At 55.6% G+C, this 15917-nt stretch carries 14 protein-coding genes; 8 read left to right on the forward strand and 6 right to left on the reverse strand.

Annotation, left to right across the window (positions count from 1 at the left end; all coding sequences use genetic code 11):
• Positions 1 to 2: 2 nt before the first annotated feature.
• The 3 genes from dapD to AC4LF3_RS05145 are packed head-to-tail and all read right to left on the reverse strand — an operon-like array spanning position 3 to position 2063.
• Positions 3 to 1043 carry a 2,3,4,5-tetrahydropyridine-2,6-dicarboxylate N-succinyltransferase gene (gene dapD / locus AC4LF3_RS05135; RefSeq protein ID WP_434135793.1) on the reverse strand — a complete coding sequence of 347 codons (1041 nt, stop codon included), beginning with the start codon at positions 1041 to 1043 and terminating at the stop codon, positions 3 to 5.
• Positions 1044 to 1069: 26 nt separating this feature from the next.
• Positions 1070 to 1696, reverse strand: a complete 627-nt coding sequence (locus tag AC4LF3_RS05140; protein WP_122043262.1) for a LysE family translocator — start codon at positions 1694 to 1696, stop codon at positions 1070 to 1072.
• A gap of 1 nt (position 1697) precedes the next feature.
• On the reverse strand, positions 1698 to 2063 hold the full coding sequence (locus AC4LF3_RS05145) for an ArsC family reductase (protein ID WP_150347889.1): 366 nt from the start codon (positions 2061 to 2063) through the stop codon (positions 1698 to 1700).
• Between the two features lie 155 nt (positions 2064 to 2218).
• Here AC4LF3_RS05145 and AC4LF3_RS05150 point away from each other — a divergent pair, with 155 nt between their 5' ends.
• The 4 genes from AC4LF3_RS05150 (at position 2219) to AC4LF3_RS05165 (ending at position 7663) form a co-directional block, all read left to right on the forward strand.
• Entirely contained in the window at positions 2219 to 3160 is a 942-nt protein-coding gene (locus tag AC4LF3_RS05150) for a DNA/RNA non-specific endonuclease (protein WP_122043260.1), read from the forward strand.
• Between the two features lie 146 nt (positions 3161 to 3306).
• The gene (locus AC4LF3_RS05155) at positions 3307 to 4785 is read left to right on the forward strand and encodes an iron-containing redox enzyme family protein (RefSeq protein WP_491834892.1); all 1479 of its coding nucleotides are present in this window, start codon (positions 3307 to 3309) and stop codon (positions 4783 to 4785) included.
• Positions 4786 to 4857: 72 nt separating this feature from the next.
• Entirely contained in the window at positions 4858 to 5814 is a 957-nt protein-coding gene (locus tag AC4LF3_RS05160) for a methyltransferase (protein WP_491836248.1), read from the forward strand.
• A 214-nt stretch (positions 5815 to 6028) separates the two neighbouring features.
• Entirely contained in the window at positions 6029 to 7663 is a 1635-nt protein-coding gene (locus AC4LF3_RS05165) for a Na+/H+ antiporter (RefSeq protein WP_150347886.1), read from the forward strand.
• A gap of 7 nt (positions 7664 to 7670) precedes the next feature.
• On the opposite strand, the gene dapC is transcribed toward AC4LF3_RS05165, so the two are convergent.
• The 3 genes from dapC to map are packed head-to-tail and all read right to left on the reverse strand — an operon-like array spanning position 7671 to position 12404.
• Complete coding sequence (gene dapC, locus AC4LF3_RS05170) at positions 7671 to 8864, reverse strand: succinyldiaminopimelate transaminase (protein WP_010797374.1); 1194 nt, start codon at positions 8862 to 8864, stop codon at positions 7671 to 7673.
• 45 nt (positions 8865 to 8909) lie between these two features.
• Positions 8910 to 11609, reverse strand: a complete 2700-nt coding sequence (locus tag AC4LF3_RS05175; protein WP_019364434.1) for a [protein-PII] uridylyltransferase — start codon at positions 11607 to 11609, stop codon at positions 8910 to 8912.
• A 12-nt stretch (positions 11610 to 11621) separates the two neighbouring features.
• Positions 11622 to 12404 carry a type I methionyl aminopeptidase gene (map, locus tag AC4LF3_RS05180; protein WP_010797376.1) on the reverse strand — a complete coding sequence of 261 codons (783 nt, stop codon included), beginning with the start codon at positions 12402 to 12404 and terminating at the stop codon, positions 11622 to 11624.
• A 280-nt stretch (positions 12405 to 12684) separates the two neighbouring features.
• On the opposite strand from map, the gene rpsB reads away from it, so the two are divergent.
• From rpsB to frr, 4 genes are all read left to right on the forward strand, one after another.
• A complete protein-coding gene (gene rpsB / locus AC4LF3_RS05185) occupies positions 12685 to 13425 on the forward strand; it encodes a 30S ribosomal protein S2 (RefSeq protein ID WP_010797377.1) in 741 nt (246 codons plus the stop codon).
• A gap of 122 nt (positions 13426 to 13547) precedes the next feature.
• The gene (gene tsf, locus AC4LF3_RS05190; RefSeq protein WP_010797378.1) at positions 13548 to 14417 is read left to right on the forward strand and encodes a translation elongation factor Ts; all 870 of its coding nucleotides are present in this window, start codon (positions 13548 to 13550) and stop codon (positions 14415 to 14417) included.
• A gap of 190 nt (positions 14418 to 14607) precedes the next feature.
• Complete coding sequence (gene pyrH, locus AC4LF3_RS05195) at positions 14608 to 15351, forward strand: UMP kinase (RefSeq protein WP_010797379.1); 744 nt, start codon at positions 14608 to 14610, stop codon at positions 15349 to 15351.
• Positions 15348 to 15905 (forward strand): ribosome recycling factor, encoded by a 558-nt coding sequence (frr, locus tag AC4LF3_RS05200; protein WP_010797380.1) that lies wholly within the window; start codon positions 15348 to 15350, stop codon positions 15903 to 15905. Before pyrH ends, frr begins: the two co-directional genes overlap by 4 nt.
• Positions 15906 to 15917 lie beyond the last annotated feature (12 nt).

The following is a 15917-nucleotide window of genomic DNA, read 5'->3' on the forward strand; positions in this document are numbered from 1 at the left end:
ACTCAGTTATGCGCGTGCAGGGCCTCGTTCAGCTCGATTGCACTCTTGTTGGTTTTGCACTCGACCGCGCCGGTCTGGGAGTTGCGGCGGAACAGAAGATCATTCTGGCCTGCCAGATCGCGCGCCTTGACCACCTGTACCTGCTGGTTCTGATCATCCAGCACAATCACCTTGGTGCCCGCTGTTACATACAGGCCGGACTCCACTGTGCAGCGATCACCCAGCGGAATGCCGATGCCCGCGTTGGCACCGATCAGGCAGCCCTCGCCAACGCTGATCACAATATTGCCACCGCCAGACAAAGTGCCCATGGTGGAGCAGCCGCCGCCCAGATCCGAACCCTTGCCGACGAATACACCCGCCGAGACGCGGCCTTCGACCATATTCGGGCCCGCCGTACCGGCATTGAAGTTTACGAAGCCCTCATGCATGACGGTTGTGCCTTCACCGATATAAGCGCCCAGACGAACACGGGCGGTATCGGCGATGCGCACGCCACTGGGAACGACATAGTCGGTCATCTTCGGGAATTTATCGACGGAGAACACTTCCAGCAATTTGCCGCGCAGACGGGCTTCCAGTTGCTCGGAAGGCAGTTCTGCCAGGTCGATGGCACCCTGATTGGTCCAGGCAACATTCGGCAGCAGGGCAAAGATGCCGCTCAGGTTGACGCCGTGCGGCTTGACCAGACGATGCGACAGCAAATGCAGCTTCAGGTACGCCTCAGGCGTTGAGGAGGGCGCAGCGTCTTCCGCCAGAATCGTGGCAACCAGCGGCTTGGCGCTTTCAGCCAGACGGGTTAGCAGCGCCATCTGAGTCTGAGCGTTCTCTACGCCACGCAAGGCATCGGCCAGAGCGCGCGCCTGAGACGGCGTAAAGGCGATGGTTTGGTTCCCGCCTGCATAATTGAGAACCGGCGTGATGGCCGCAATCAGTTCTGCCGAGGGGTTCAGCAGGGGCTGGGCATAGAAGACTTCGAGCCAGGCGCCGTCGCGATTTTGCGTGCCGACACCAAAGGCCAGGCTGAACACATTCTGAGACATGAAACTTTCCTTCTAAACAAATAAGGTCAGGCCGGACGCCGGCTGAGAAGTAATCCCACACCGGCACTACCCAGAAGGGCGGCACAACCACGGTTGAACAGACGCTTGGCACGCTCACCAGCCAACAGGCGGCCGAGACGTGCTCCGGCGAAGGCGTAAATTGCGATGGCGAAGCATTCCATGATCAGAAACGCTGCGCCCAATTGAGTAAACTGCTGCCCAAGCGGCTCACCCACCACTACAAACTGCGGAAGAAACGCGGTAAACAGCAAAATAGCTTTGGGGTTGCCTGCAGCGATCAGAAACTCCTGACGCATCAACTTCCAGAGGTCTGCCTTGATGACTTCGTCAGGAGATGGAGCGTCCGTCGAGGTGTTGGCAGTCCATAAGCGGATGGCAGTCCAGATGAGGTACACCGCACCTACAAGCTTGATCGCAGTAAAGAGCCAGGCCGACGTCAACAATACGAGCGCCAGGCCTGAGCCCGCCAGCGCGATCATGCCGGCAAAGGCAATCAGTCGGCCCAAGGTGCCGATACAGGCCGCTGCAAAGCCGAAGCGGGCAGCATTATTGACGGACAGCAGATTGTTCGGCCCAGGCGCCATGTTCAATGCGAAACAGGAAGGTATGAATAGTGCCCAGGCAATCGACATGTCAGCGGTCCAGTTCAGCCGAGTAGAGTTCCGGCTTGAAGCCTAGTACGCGACGCTCTCCCAGGTCCAGTACAGGACGCTTGATCATGGAGGGCTGCGCCAACATGAGCTCGATGGCACGGGTCTCGTCAAGATCTGCCTTTTGTTCGTCAGGCAGTTTTCTGAACGTAGTGCCGGCGCGGTTCAGCACCTTTTCCCAACCAAGCTCACGGCACCAGGTTGAAAGGGTTTCCCGGTCGATGCCGCTGACCTTGTAGTCGTGAAAATGATAGGTCACGCCATGTTCGTCGAGCCATGTGCGCGCCTTTTTCATGGTGTCGCAGGCCTTTATGCCATACAAACTCAATGTGCCGTTCGTGTCGGGCATTCCTGGCCTCCCACCCTTGTAAAGTAATCGCCAAATAGGAATGTCAGAGTATGCCATGTAGAGGTGGGCTGTGCGCCTATCGACGCAATCTATAACAAGGCGATAAGGCATTGCCTAAGCTCTCTACGCACTCTATACGATAGGAATATGAAGAAATGGCGATCGACCTGAACCACAGACCCAGACTGAGCGATATGCGCCGACTCGCACCGCAGGAGGCAGCGCCTGCGGTTGATCTTGAGGCCAGGCAGCAGGGCCCTCGTATCACTGATGCCGAGTCGCTGTCCGGGCGCCCAGGATATGCCGCCGACTTTCTTGGTGAATTCAGCGTACCCTGGCCTACCATGAGCGATGAGCGTGCCGGGGACGTGCTGCCTGTTTCAGGTTCCGCCGAAAATCGACTCGACTATATGCATTTCTCCATCACCATGTCGGCGTCACGCCGGCTGGCGTTCTACGTTGGCGTCAATATCGATGGTGCTCAGTCCGTTTCGGTCGAGCGGGGCAAAGATCGCTGGTCCTATGACGGACGTATCCCGCTGGAAGCCCAGATTGGCGAAGACCTGTACGCCAATAACCTGCTGGATCGCGGACACCTTGTTCGTCGTGAGGACCCTAACTGGGGGAATGAGGCGGAAGTTGCCAACCGTGACACCTTTCATTTCACCAACTGCTCTCCGCAGATGGCCGGCTTCAATCAGAAGAACTGGCTGGATCTGGAAAACTACCTGCTGGAAAACACCCGGCGCTGGAAGGAGCGGGCAACGGTATTTACCGGGCCGGTTTTCCGGGACGATGACCGGCGCTATCGAGGTGTGCTGATCCCGTCTGCTTTTTGGAAGGTAGTCGCCTTTTTATCCGATGACGGAAAACCATCTGCAACCGCCTACATGATCGATCAATCTAGCGAGCTGGGACAGCTGGATGCCGCGTTCGGACGCTTCCGAACCTATCAGCGCAGTGTTCGTCGTATCGAACAGCTGACAGGTATCAATTTTGGCCCACTCTCCCGTTACGACGGTTTTTCCAACGAGGAGGCCATGACAGGGACACGGATTGAGGCTGAGCTTCACACATTGGCCGACATACGGCTTTGATGGCTTAACGCCTTGCAGCTCAAGACGTTGGCCTCTTGAGCTGCAATCGTTTTCTGCCAAGCGGACACAAGGTAAGGAACTCACCCGCCAGGCAGGGGCCAAATTGTACAACCTGTACAATTATTAACTGCCAGATGTGCTGACGTATGCAGACCACTACACGAGCCACGACGAGCCGGCAGGCTGTGTTAACGCCGTACGCCCTTGAGCCATCCCGTCATCTTTATTTTTCTCTGCTTGAACAGAAGCCCGCGGCTGACGCGCTCGAAAGGGCTCGGCACTATCTTGACGAGCAGCTGAGTGCGACTGGACCTATGCCATCCGATTTGCCGGAGGATCCGCAAGGGCTAGAGCGCTGGATGCTACAAAGTACCGAGCAGGTAGGTCAGGAGTACCGAGCCTATCTCAAGTCCCGGAAGGCAGGCGCCCCTCGTCGTTATTTCACGAGTAAATCTCATGCGCTCTACTTTTTGAGAGGGGTTGCCCCGACCAAACTAGTAGACGGCGCCTGGCTGTACGGTATTTTGCAGCGCTGGAATGACACCCGCTTCACTGCACCTATCCAGATCTATCTGGAAGAGTTGGGCGAGGGTTTGCCAGACAAGAATCATGTCGTCCTGTATAAGAAATTGCTGGCCAGTAACGGTTGTGAAGACTGGGATGGCCTGAGCGATGATCATTATGTTCAGGGTGCGATCCAGCTGGCGCTGGCCTATAACGCCGAGCATTTCCTGCCCGAGATCATTGGATTCAACCTCGGCTATGAACAGTTGCCGCTTCATCTGCTCATTACCTCTTACGAGTTGAATGAGCTTGGGATCGATCCCTATTACTTTACGTTGCACGTGACGGTCGATAACGCCGGTACCGGTCATGCAAAGAAGGCCCTGCAGGCCGTTCATGACGCCATGCCGGTAGAAGGTCGCGAAGCATTCTATCGACGTGTAGCTCAGGGCTATCTGCTCAATAACCTGGGCGCAGGCACAACGTCTGTCATTGGCTCGTTCGATCTTGAACAGGAAGTTATTTCGCTACTGGCAGAGAAAAGCACCGTCGGCAAATACGTGCATTCTGATTACTGCCGAATCGGTGGGCGCAATGTAAGTGAGTGGCTGGCCGATCCAGCTCAGATACCGGCCTTTCTTGAAGCCATGGAGGCTCAAGGCTGGATCAAGCGCCATGAAGACCCACAAAACAGCCGTTTCTGGAAGCTCATACAAGGTGAGCGTGCCGAAATGTTTGGTGTGTTTACTGCCTATGAGCAGCAGCTTATCCATGACTGGATTGCGGGTGATCTGGTGCACACCGGTGCCAAGGTAATAGCCAAGGACCAGGCAGGGCAGGACCGAGTTGCTATCTTGCCTAAGCGGGAGCTGAGCTTTCGCGCCAAGCAGCGCCAGCAGGAAGCGCTTTGTCAAAGCGCAGGCGATAATGCGGCCTCAAATGCCTCTATTGCAGAGGTAAATGACTTTGACAGCGAAGCCGCGGCCCTGGAGCAACGCCTGGCGTGCCAGCCGACTCGCGAAGCGGGTATGGCGCTTCTGATCGAGATGATGTCGCCAGCCAATCACCATACCGCCTCTGGATTGTTGGCCACACGCCTCTTCAACAAGCTTTTCAACTGACCATCCAAGGACAGGGCCCAATAAGGGCCCTGTCCTGCTTCTAAAGGATCAAACTGCGTGACGGATACACAGATGCGCGAACAGCCTGCAATCTCCAAACACTCGGTCCAACCTTTTCGCCTCCTGATCGAAGCATTACGCGACGCTCATTACCAATTCATTACAATAACGCCGGCCTCACATGCCCGCGTCAATGGTCGCCCCGGCAACGAGTGGGCAAAGGACTTGCAAGGTATTTTTGGCTGGAGTCGGCCCTTCAGGCAGGGGCTCATTTCACCCGAGCTTTTCGAAGCCATGCAGGCCGCCGACATCCTGGAATCCTACCAGGATGGTTGGCGCAGCAAGGTTCGCGTGTCGACTTTGGGCGATCAGCTGTTCATCCACTCCGCTTATCCTACGGACGAGGCGGATGCAGTGTTCTTTGGCCCAGATACCTATCGCTACGCCAACGCTATCGAAGCCCAGCTGCGCTTCGAAACTGGGCAGATCCAGCGGGCAGTCGATATCGGCAGTGGTGCAGGCCCGGGTGCGATACTTGTCGCGCTGGCGAGGCCAGGCGCCGAGGTCTTGGCTGTTGATATCAACGATCGCGCGCTCCGCTTTACTGAAATCAATGCGGACATGGCTGAGGCGACCAATGTGGTAGCTCGGCATAGCAACCTGCTGAATGATGTTGAAGGCGAATTCGATCTTATTATTTCCAATCCGCCTTACCTGGTCGATCCTACCGAACGCGCCTATCGCCACGGGGGCGGACCGCTGGGAGCCGGACTCTCTCTTTCCATTCTGGACGCCGCGCTGGAGCGCTTGGCACCAGCAGGAACCTTGCTGCTGTATACCGGCGTGGCCATGGTGGACGGCCAGGATCCGTTCCTAGAGGCTGTCCAGGAGCGGTTAGCCAAAACAGATTTGGTCTGGCGTTATCGTGAGATGGACCCGGATGTCTTCGGTGAAGAACTGGAATCCGGTGTTTATGCACAGGCCGACCGCATCGCGGCTGTAACCCTGACCGTTACCCGCCCAGCCTGAAACTGTTTTTCAACGTGACGCCCTCTTAGTTGAGGGCGTCCAGTTGGCGCCAGCACGGCGTACTGGCGAGCCTTGGGTGAGGTGTATGACCTCATGACACCTCATGCCTACCGTTTGGGCGCGGCATTGCCGAACGTGTCTTTGCAGGGCTTGTCGATAGGGATCGTGTCGTACAGATCGAGCGGATCGGCTCGGTAGCCAGCGGAGAGAAGCGGTGACACTCGTTTATACCATCTTGATCATGCTGCTTGTGGTGGGCGCGACCCGCTTGAGCGCTCAGTTTCTTCCCGTGCCGCTTCCACTGATCCAGGTCGTTGTCGGGGCGTTACTGGCGTTGCCATCCCTGGGCTTGCATGTCGCGCTTGATCCTGAGCTATTTATGCTCTTATTCATTCCGCCACTTCTGTTCTCTGATGGGTGGCGCATGCCGAAGCGCGAACTCTGGCGGCTTCGGGCGCCTATCCTGACGCTGGCGTTTGGTCTGGTATTCATCACCGTTTTGGCCGCTGGCGCCTTTATTCACTGGTTGGTGCCTGGCTTGTCCTGGCCGGTAGCCTTTGCACTGGCCGCGGTTCTGTCGCCGACCGATGCCGTTGCGGTGTCCGGAATTGCACGTGGGAAACTGCCTAAGCGGCTGATGCATATCCTGCAGGGTGAAGCACTTTTCAATGATGCGTCCGGTCTTGTCACCTTTCGCTTTGCCGTAGCGGCTGCCATGACGGGCGTGTTTTCACTGGCAGATGCGAGTCTGACGTTTCTCATGGTTGCCATTGGCGGTCTCTTTACAGGGGCGGCGCTCAGCTGGCTGACAGGGCAGGCCCGTAACTGGCTGGTCGAGCATGGGTGGACGGATCCTGCACCCTATGTCGTCTTCTTGCTTCTATTGCCATTTGCCGCTTATGTCATTGCCGAACACCTGGGCTTCTCAGGCATTCTTTCTGCGGTTGCCGCCGGGCTTGTGCAAAGCCGTATCGACATGCTGCCCAGGCAGTCGCGTACTCGATTGCTCAACCACAGTATCTGGTCGATGCTGGAGTTCACCTTCAATGGACTGGTGTTCCTGCTCTTGGGCCTGCAGCTGCCCGACATCATTGCTGCCGTGCTCAAGCCTTCCGAGCATGTCTACAAGACGCTAGGGTGGCTGATGGGGGAGGTGACTCTAATCTTCCTGGCGCTGATCCTGCTGCGTTACCTGGTCATGAACCTGTATTGGCGCATCTCCCGACATCATGAGGCTATGCCGGGCAATGATTTCCAACGTACCGCAATTATTGCGTCAATTGCAGGTGTACGCGGGGCCGTGACGCTGGCAGGTGTACTGTCTCTACCCATTGTTCTCGCGAATGGACAGCCATTCCCCCAGCGCGATGTCCTGATCTTTATTGCTGCGGGCGTAATCCTGCTGTCCCTGCTGGCGGCCAGCATTGGATTGCCCCTGCTGCTGCGTGGACTAAGTGTGGGTACCAATGAGGCTGCCGACCGTGAGCGCCGAGAGATTCGGCGTAATACGGCAGAAGCAGCTCTTCGCGCCCTTGAGGCGGAAAGTATTGATGACGAAGATCCTGCGCGTGCGGGATTGAAGGCGGAAATCAAGACGCAGCTCATGGCCGAGTTTCGCGAACAGCTTGATATCTACCAGGACACGGAGGAGGTTCAGGCGCGTGCCCGAACCAGTCTGTTTATTGAAACGCAGCTGCGGTTGCTGGCTATCCGGGCTCAGCGTCGGGAGCTCTATCGTATGCGCTTGTCTGGCGTAATCGACGATGAAATCGTCGCTGAAGTCCTGAGTGATCTGGACTTCAGCGAGGCGACACTGATGCGCAGCCTGCCAGCTTCAGCGGCAGGCTGAGCAGGCGTCAGCGGCTGCAGAATGCGCGGATACGCTCGGCTGCTTCGATACACTCGTTCAGAGGTGCGACCAAGGCCATGCGAACCCGATTGGCACCAGGATTCACGCCGTCCACCGTCCGGGAAAGGTAGGAGCCTGGCACAACGGTAACATGTTCCTTTGCGTATAGCTCACGGGCGAAGGACTCGTCATCTAACGGTGTCTTAGCCCAGAGGTAAAAACCGCCGTCCGGACGCTCGACGTCCAATACATCTTTTAGTATTGCCAGCACAGCGTCGAATTTTTCCCGGTAAAGCACGCGGTTCTCGCGTACGTGGATCTCATCGCTCCATGCGGCAATGCTGGCGCGCTGTACCTGGATCGGCATGGCGCAGCCGTGGTAGGTCCGATACAGCAGGAAGCGTTTGAGAATCTCGGCGTCCCCTGCAACGAAGCCTGAGCGCAAACCAGGTAGATTCGAGCGCTTGGACAGGCTGTGAAAGACCACGCAACGGCTGAAGTCCTTGCGACCCAGCTCCGCACAAGCCGTCAAAAGACCTGCAGGTGGGTTGTCTTCATCGAAATACAGCTCGCTATAGCACTCATCTGCTGCAATCACGAAGTCATGCTGGTCGGCCAGCTCGATCAAACGCTTCAAGGTCTCGACAGGCAACAATGCTCCGGTTGGATTGCCAGGAGAGCACAGGAACAGCAACTGGCAGCGATCCCATATTTCGGCTGGAACGGCATCGAAGTCAGGATTAAAACCTTTCTCGGGCAGGCAGGGCAGGTAGTGCGGCTGCGCACCAGCAAGCAGCGTGGCGCCTTCATAGATCTGATAGAAAGGGTTGGGGCTTACTACCAGCGCGCCTTCCTGGCGATTCACCACCGCCTGTGTAAAAGAGAAAAGCGCTTCGCGCGTGCCGGTTACCGGTAAGGCATGCTGAGCCGCATCCATCCAGCCAGTCGGTACACGAAAACGCTGCTCGCACCACGTCACAATCGCTTCGCGCAAAGCAGGCAGTCCGGCTGTTGTTGGATAGACCGCCAGTTGATCAAGGTGCTCGGTCAGCGCTTTTGCGACAAACGCTGGGGAGGGGTGTTTAGGTTCGCCGATTGATAACGCGATGGCCTTTTTATCTGCCGGTGGCTGGACACCTGCCAGCAGCGTGCGCAGTTTTTCGAAAGGGTAGGGCTGGAGCAGGTTCAAGGCATCGTTCATATACAGGTCTCGCAAGTGCAGCCTGGCCTTAGGCTGAGTTGTCCATTAGATACTGATGCGTAGCAACGGCGTTTCTGAGCCATTGGCCCCGCTTAGGTTTTTGATCAGCGCTTGTTGAAGTTGCTCGCACAGCTTCGGATCCGACAGGGGCTGCCCTTGAGCATCCGTAACATAAAAGACGTCTTCAACACGCTCGCCCAACGTGGCGATTTTGGCATTCTGAACCGACAGGTCGAAATCCAGGAATATACCGCCCACGCGAGCCAACAGGCCCGGGCGATCAGGGGCGGTCAGCTCAATCAGGCTCACGGCGCGCTGAGCATCCGTATAGATATTCACGTGTGGCGCGAACGCAAAATGTTTGAGCTGACGAGGAACACGTCGGTTGATGATGTTGGGGTACTCTTCAGGTGTTTTTAGGGCCTGGATCAAGCCGCTTCTGATCTGCTGGATACGGGCCGGGTTATTGCCGATAGAGCCTCCGTCCGCGTCGAGTACAACATAGGTATCCAGGGTAAACTGGCTGGTGGACGTAATAATGCGCGCGTCCTGGATGCTCAGGTTCAGCTGGTCCATTGCCGCCACAGTCACGGCAAAGAAGTCGTGCTGGTCCTGCGCATAAATGAAGATCTGGGTGCCGCCTTCAAACTCGCGTTGGGTAGTCTCCTTGATCAGGATCAGCGGATTACCGTCATTGGGATGACTCAAAATAGCTTCGGTGTGCCACGCTACATCGCTGGCAGTGTGACGCAGAAAATAGTCGTCACCGAGCTGCCCCCATAGGTGTTCGGCATCATCCTGATCGATGCCATTACGCACCAGAATATCGATGGCTGAACTCTGTGTCTGGCGAATTTGCTCTTCACGTTCTACCGGATTCTCAAGTCCGCGGCGCAAGGCACGCTTGGTCTCGGTATACAGCTGTCGCAGCAGACTGGCGCGCCAGGAGTTCCAGAGGTTGGGGTTGGTCGCGTTGATATCTGCCACAGTGAGCGCATAGAGATAATCCAGATGGACCTGGTCGCCTACCGTCTGTGCAAAGTCATGAATCACCAGGGGGTCAGACAAATCCTTGCGCTGCGCTGTGGTCGACATCGCCAAGTGATTGCGTACCAGCCAACAGATTAGGTTGCTGTCCCATTCGGGTAGCTGATGGCGGCGGCAGAACGCTTCGGCATCTACGGCGCCCAGCTCCGAATGATCACCGCCTCGGCCCTTGCCAATGTCATGGTAAAGACCGGCAATATAGATCAACTCCGGTTTAGGCAGCTTGTTCATCACCCGCGTGGCCAGAGGATACTTTTCCGTCATCTCCGGTCGGTTCAGTTTGCGCAGATGCTTGATCAGATTAAGTGTATGCGCATCGACCGTATAGATATGGAACAGGTCATGCTGCATCTGACCGATGATTTGGCCGAACTCCGGCAAGTACAGGCCAAGAATACCGTAGCGGTTCATACGGCGAAGGTTGCGATGAATGCCTTCGCGGCTCTTGAACAGCTCGATAAATAAGCTGGTGTTGCGGATGTCATGTCGGAATTCGTCATTGATTAGATGACGGTGGTCGCGAAGCAACCGGATCGTACCCGCAGAAACACCCTTGATTTCCGGGTGCTGAGCCATCAGCACGAAAATTTCCAGCAGTGCAAAGGGGGTGCGCTTGAATACCTCCGGATGCGTAACCTCAATATAGCCGTCCCGTAACTGGAAGCGGCTGTTAAGAGGCTGCGTTGGCTCGCTTTCGTCATCCCGCAGGATGGCTTCCTCAAAGTGCTGCATGACAACATCGTTGAGCTGGGCAATGTCCATGACCACGCGATAATACTTCTGCATGAAGCGCTCAACGGCCAGCTTCGCATCGCTGTCTTCATAACCCAGGAGGCCGGCGATGCGGCGCTGATGATCAAACAGGAGGCGATCCTCAGGTCGGCCTGCCAGCATATGCAGGGCATAACGCACCTTCCACAGGAACTCCTGACTGGAAGCCAGCAGCGAACATTCGCTTTCAGTCAGAAAACCCTGGCCAACCAGCGCATGCAGGTTCAGCGTCCCGAAATGGCGGCGTGCAACCCACAAGAGTGCCTGGATATCACGTAATCCACCCGGTGAGCCTTTGACGTTGGGCTCAAGGTTGTATTCCGTGTCGTTGTACTTGGCATGCCGGGCTTTCTGCTCATCCCGCTTTGCCAGAAAGAAATCACGGCTGGGCCACATTCGCTTGGGGCTGGTTACATCCAGCATCCTCAGACGAAGGGCTTCCGGGCCGGCAATGGTACGGCACTCCATCAGATTGGTGATGACGGTCAGGTCGGCCCTGGCCTCATCCGCGCACTCCTGAACCGAGCGCACACTCTGTCCGACAGCAAGGCCAATATCCCACAGCAACGTCAGGAAGCCTTCAATGGCTTCCCGATGCGCTTCCTGATCTTCTGAGCCCAATAAAATGAGCAAATCGATGTCCGATTGCGGATGCAGCTCGCCGCGGCCATACCCCCCTACGGCGAGCAAGGCAATCTGTGCATTACCCCAGTTCAGTCGTTGCCAGGCTTCGCACAGTATCTGGTCAACGAACCAGGCTCGATCCTCAACCAAGCGACGCGTACTGCGCCCGGCTGAAAATCGCTCGTCCAATACCTCATTTGCCTTGCGGATCGCCTTTTTGAACGCGGCGATGGGGCTGGTCTTTAATGCGAGTTCAGCCTGGAACTGTCCGCGGTCGAACAGTTCGGGATCTACCTGGGGCATACCCGTATTACCTCATGCGGGGGTGCGGGAAATGGTTTCGTCTTTGCGCAGTGTCAGAATTTCATAGCCATCGGCGGTAACCAGTACGGTGTGTTCCCACTGAGCAGACAGCTTGCGGTCCTTGGTGATGGCCGTCCAACCGTCACCAAGCAGCTTGGTTTCAGCGCGGCCCTGGTTGATCATCGGCTCAATGGTGAAGATCATGCCTTCCTTGAGTTCAAGGCCTGTTCCAGCACGCCCATAATGAACAACCTGCGGCTCCTCATGAAAGCCCTTGCCGATACCATGACCACAATACTCGCGCACCACGGAAAAACCCTGTTTTTCAGCGTGCTTCTGAATGATTTCGCCAATATCACCCAGCCGGGCGCCGGGGCGAACAACCGAAATACCTTTATATAGGCACTCCTGAGTTACCTCGCAGAGTCGCTTTGCCCACTCGGCCACTTCGCCGACGCAATACATCTTGCTGGTATCGCCGTGGTAGCCGTCTTTGATAACCGTGATATCCACGTTAAGGATGTCGCCTTTCTTGAGTGGCTTGTCGTTGGGGATGCCATGACAGACGACATGATTAAGCGAAGTACAAATGGACTTGGGGTAGCCCTTGTAATTGAGTGGCGCCGGAATAGCCTGTTGCACATTGACGATATAGTCGTGGCAAAGCTTATTCAGCTCCTCGGTCGTAACGCCCGGCTTAACATGCTCATCCAGCATTTCCAGTACATCAGCCGCCAGTTGGCCGGCGATACGCATTTTCTCGATGTCTTCAGGGGTCTTGATAATAACGGTCATTAGAATCTCTAAGCGCTGCGCAGGCAGCCTGCATATGGACTAAAATAAGAGGGTTGGACAGGATTCTAACAAACCTGTCCTTCGTCACCATCCCAATCGCAGTAGTCTGCCATGGTTTAATTCGGCTGACTTCTGTGGTATAAAGCGCGGCGCTTTTCGGGCAATAGCCCTAAAACGCCCTAAACCCCACACACGTATCGGCACGATGGCCTGGGTGCTCTGCAAGGAGTTGGCCATTGGGATGCGTGGAGGCCCAACCCGACTTATTGAGGAAATATCAATGTCCCAAGTCAACATGCGCGACATGCTGAAGGCCGGTGTGCACTTCGGCCACCAGACCCGTTACTGGAACCCGAAAATGGGTAAGTACATTTTCGGCGCGCGTAACAAGATTCACATCATCAACCTCGAAAAGACTCTGCCAATGTTCAACGAAGCGCTGAGCTTTGTTGAGCGCCTGGCTTCTGGCAAGAACAAAATCCTGTTCGTTGGTACCAAGCGTTCCGCTGGCAAGATCGTTCGCGAAGAAGCTGCTCGTTGTGGCATGCCTTTCGTGGATCACCGCTGGTTGGGCGGTATGCTGACGAACTATAAGACTATTCGTCAGTCCATCAAGCGTCTGCGTGAGCTTGAAGTTCAGGCTGAAGACGGCACCTTCGGCAAGCTGACCAAGAAAGAAGCGCTGATGCGCACTCGCGATCTCGAGAAGCTCGAGCGCAGCTTGGGTGGTATCAAGGAGATGGGCGGTCTGCCGGACGCTCTGTTCGTTATCGACGTTGATCACGAGCGCATCGCGATTACCGAAGCGAACAAGCTTGGTATCCCGGTTATCGGTGTTGTTGATACCAACAGTAGCCCTGAAGGCGTTGATTACATCATCCCGGGTAACGATGACGCCTTCCGCGCTGTCCAGCTGTACCTGAGCGCCACGGCTGATGCCGTACTGCGTGGTAAGCAGAACGCAGGTGCAACACCTGAAGAGTTCGTTCAAGAAGCAGCGAGCGAAGCTGCTGAAGGCTGATTGACCCTGTCGTAAAGACTGGACATTCAGTGAGCAGGAAGGGGGCTAGGCCCCCTTTTTGCCACTCAGAGAATTACTGCCCTAGGGCATTGGTTTAGACACTGATTCAAGAGGATTCGAGCATGGCAGAGATTACTGCGGCCCTGGTCAAAGAACTGCGTGAGCGTACCGGCCTTGGCATGATGGATTGCAAGAAGGCGTTGACTGCTGCCGGCGGCGACATCGAGAAAGCCATCGATGATATGCGTGCAGCTGGCGCCATCAAGGCGGCCAAGAAGGCTGGTAACATCGCTGCTGAAGGTGCGATTGCTGTCAAGGTTTCCGACGACAACAAGGCTGCTCTGATCATCGAAGTCAACTCCCAGACTGACTTCCTGGCTCTGCAGGATGACTTCAAGGCTTTCGTTGCAGATAGCTTGAATAAGGCTTTCGATCAGAAGCTGACTGATGCTGCTCCGCTGGTAGAGTCCCAGGAAGAGGCGCGTCTGGCGCTGGTTTCCAAGACAGGCGAAAACGTCACTATTCGTCGCTTGACTCGTGTGGAAGGTGATGTGATAGGTGCCTACCTGCACGGCCACCGCATCGGTGTTGTTGTTGCTCTGAACGGTGGTACGCCTGAGCTGGCTCGTGATATCGCGATGCACATTGCTGCAAGCAACCCCCAGTTCCTGAATCCTTCCCAGGTTTCTGAAGAAGCGATTGCCAAGGAAAAAGAAATCTTCCTGGCACTGAACGCAGACAAGATTGCTGGCAAGCCGGAAAATATTGTTGAAAACATGGTCAAAGGCCGTATCAACAAGTTCTTGGCTGAGGCAAGCCTGGTTGAGCAGCCTTTTGTAAAGGATCCAGAAGTCAAGGTTGGCGATCTGGCCAAGAAGGCTGGCGCTGAAATCGTTTCCTTCGTCCGTTACGAAGTAGGTGAAGGTATCGAGAAAGCCGAAGTGGACTTCGCAGCTGAGGTGGCCGCTCAGGTCGCAGCCAGCAAGCAGTAAGACGCTATCGATGCTGAAAAAGAGGCTGCCCGCCACCGCGTGCGGCCTCTTTTTTCAAGTAGCGAAGGTATGGGTTTTCTTTTTTATTTGGTAACGATCCCACTATCGATGCGTCAACGCTGACGTTCCGGTTCGGTAATGGGAAAATGATTTGTTTTTTATTATTTCAAATCGTCGCAGGAGAGACTGAATGGCTCAGCAGATGAGTGGTCGCCAACCCCGTTACAAACGTATTCTGCTTAAACTCAGCGGCGAAGCCCTAATGGGATCCGAAGATTTCGGCATTGACCCAAAAGTGCTTGATCGTATGTCCTTGGAGATCGGTCAGCTTGTTGGTATCGGTGTTCAGGTCGGGCTGGTGATTGGTGGTGGTAACCTGTTCCGTGGGGCTGCGTTGTCAGCCGCAGGTATGGACCGTGTTACGGGTGACCATATGGGTATGCTGGCTACCGTTATGAATGCGCTGGCCATGCGTGATTCCCTGGAGCGCTCCAATATCCCGGCAACTGTTATGTCAGCCATCTCCATGGTGGGTGTGACTGATCAGTATGATCGCCGTAAGGCTATGCGTCAGTTGCAGAACGGCGAGGTGGTTATTTTCTCGGCTGGCACGGGTAATCCATTCTTTACCACTGATTCGGCTGCCTGCTTGCGTGCTATCGAAGTTGAGGCTGATCTGGTGCTTAAAGCAACCAAGGTCGATGGCGTGTACACTGCAGATCCTTTCAAGGACCCGAATGCGGAAAGGTTCGATCGCTTGACGTATGACGAAGTGCTCGACCGTAAGCTGGGCGTGATGGACCTGACAGCAATCTGTCTGTGTCGTGATCATAAGATGCCGCTTCGGGTGTTCAATATGAATAAATCCGGCGCCCTCCTGAATATTGTTGTAGGCGGCGGAGAAGGTACTTTGATCGAAGAGGGCACAGTATGATCAATGAAATAAAGCAAGACGCTCAAAGCCGAATGACCAAGACCATTGAAGCGCTTGGTCACGCTTTCGCCAAGATCCGTACTGGACGCGCTCATCCAAGTATTCTCGATAGCGTTATGGTGTCCTATTACGGTAGCGACACGCCGCTGCGCCAGGTTGCCAACGTGACCGTGGAAGATTCCCGTACGTTGGCGCTGACTGTTTTTGATAAAAGCATGATTCAGGCTGTTGAAAAAGCCATCATGACTTCGGATCTAGGACTGAACCCAGCGACAGCCGGGACTACCATTCGCGTCCCGATGCCGGCTCTCACTGAGGAAACTCGAAAGGGTTTCACTAAGCAGGCGCGCCAGGAGGCTGAACAGGCTCGTGTTTCCGTGCGGAATATTCGCCGTGATGCGCTGGCTCAGTTGAAGGATCTCCTCAAGGAAAAGGAAATCAGCGAAGACGAAGAGCGTCGTGCGCAGGATGAGATCCAGAAATTGACTGATAAATATGTCGCTGAGGTCGATAAGGCCTTGGAGGCTAAGGAAACTGATTTGATGGCCGTTTGACGGCAGGGATGC

The sequence above is a fragment of the Pseudomonas sp. C2.3V genome (assembly GCF_058536325.1).

What these genes read in the sequence shown, in the direction of transcription:
- dapD (WP_434135793.1), bottom strand. Translation starts at nt 1,043, where the DNA reads ATGTCTCAGAATGTGTTCAGCCTGGCCTTTGGTGTCGGCACGCAAAAT.
- AC4LF3_RS05140 (WP_122043262.1), bottom strand. Translation starts at nt 1,696, where the DNA reads ATGTCGATTGCCTGGGCACTATTCATACCTTCCTGTTTCGCATTGAAC.
- AC4LF3_RS05145 (WP_150347889.1), bottom strand. Translation starts at nt 2,063, where the DNA reads ATGCCCGACACGAACGGCACATTGAGTTTGTATGGCATAAAGGCCTGC.
- AC4LF3_RS05150 (WP_122043260.1), top strand. Translation starts at nt 2,219, where the DNA reads ATGGCGATCGACCTGAACCACAGACCCAGACTGAGCGATATGCGCCGA.
- AC4LF3_RS05155 (WP_491834892.1), top strand. Translation starts at nt 3,307, where the DNA reads ATGCAGACCACTACACGAGCCACGACGAGCCGGCAGGCTGTGTTAACG.
- AC4LF3_RS05160 (WP_491836248.1), top strand. Translation starts at nt 4,858, where the DNA reads ATGCGCGAACAGCCTGCAATCTCCAAACACTCGGTCCAACCTTTTCGC.
- dapC (WP_010797374.1), bottom strand. Translation starts at nt 8,864, where the DNA reads ATGAACGATGCCTTGAACCTGCTCCAGCCCTACCCTTTCGAAAAACTG.
- AC4LF3_RS05175 (WP_019364434.1), bottom strand. Translation starts at nt 11,609, where the DNA reads ATGCCCCAGGTAGATCCCGAACTGTTCGACCGCGGACAGTTCCAGGCT.
- map (WP_010797376.1), bottom strand. Translation starts at nt 12,404, where the DNA reads ATGACCGTTATTATCAAGACCCCTGAAGACATCGAGAAAATGCGTATC.
- rpsB (WP_010797377.1), top strand. Translation starts at nt 12,685, where the DNA reads ATGTCCCAAGTCAACATGCGCGACATGCTGAAGGCCGGTGTGCACTTC.
- tsf (WP_010797378.1), top strand. Translation starts at nt 13,548, where the DNA reads ATGGCAGAGATTACTGCGGCCCTGGTCAAAGAACTGCGTGAGCGTACC.
- pyrH (WP_010797379.1), top strand. Translation starts at nt 14,608, where the DNA reads ATGGCTCAGCAGATGAGTGGTCGCCAACCCCGTTACAAACGTATTCTG.
- frr (WP_010797380.1), top strand. Translation starts at nt 15,348, where the DNA reads ATGATCAATGAAATAAAGCAAGACGCTCAAAGCCGAATGACCAAGACC.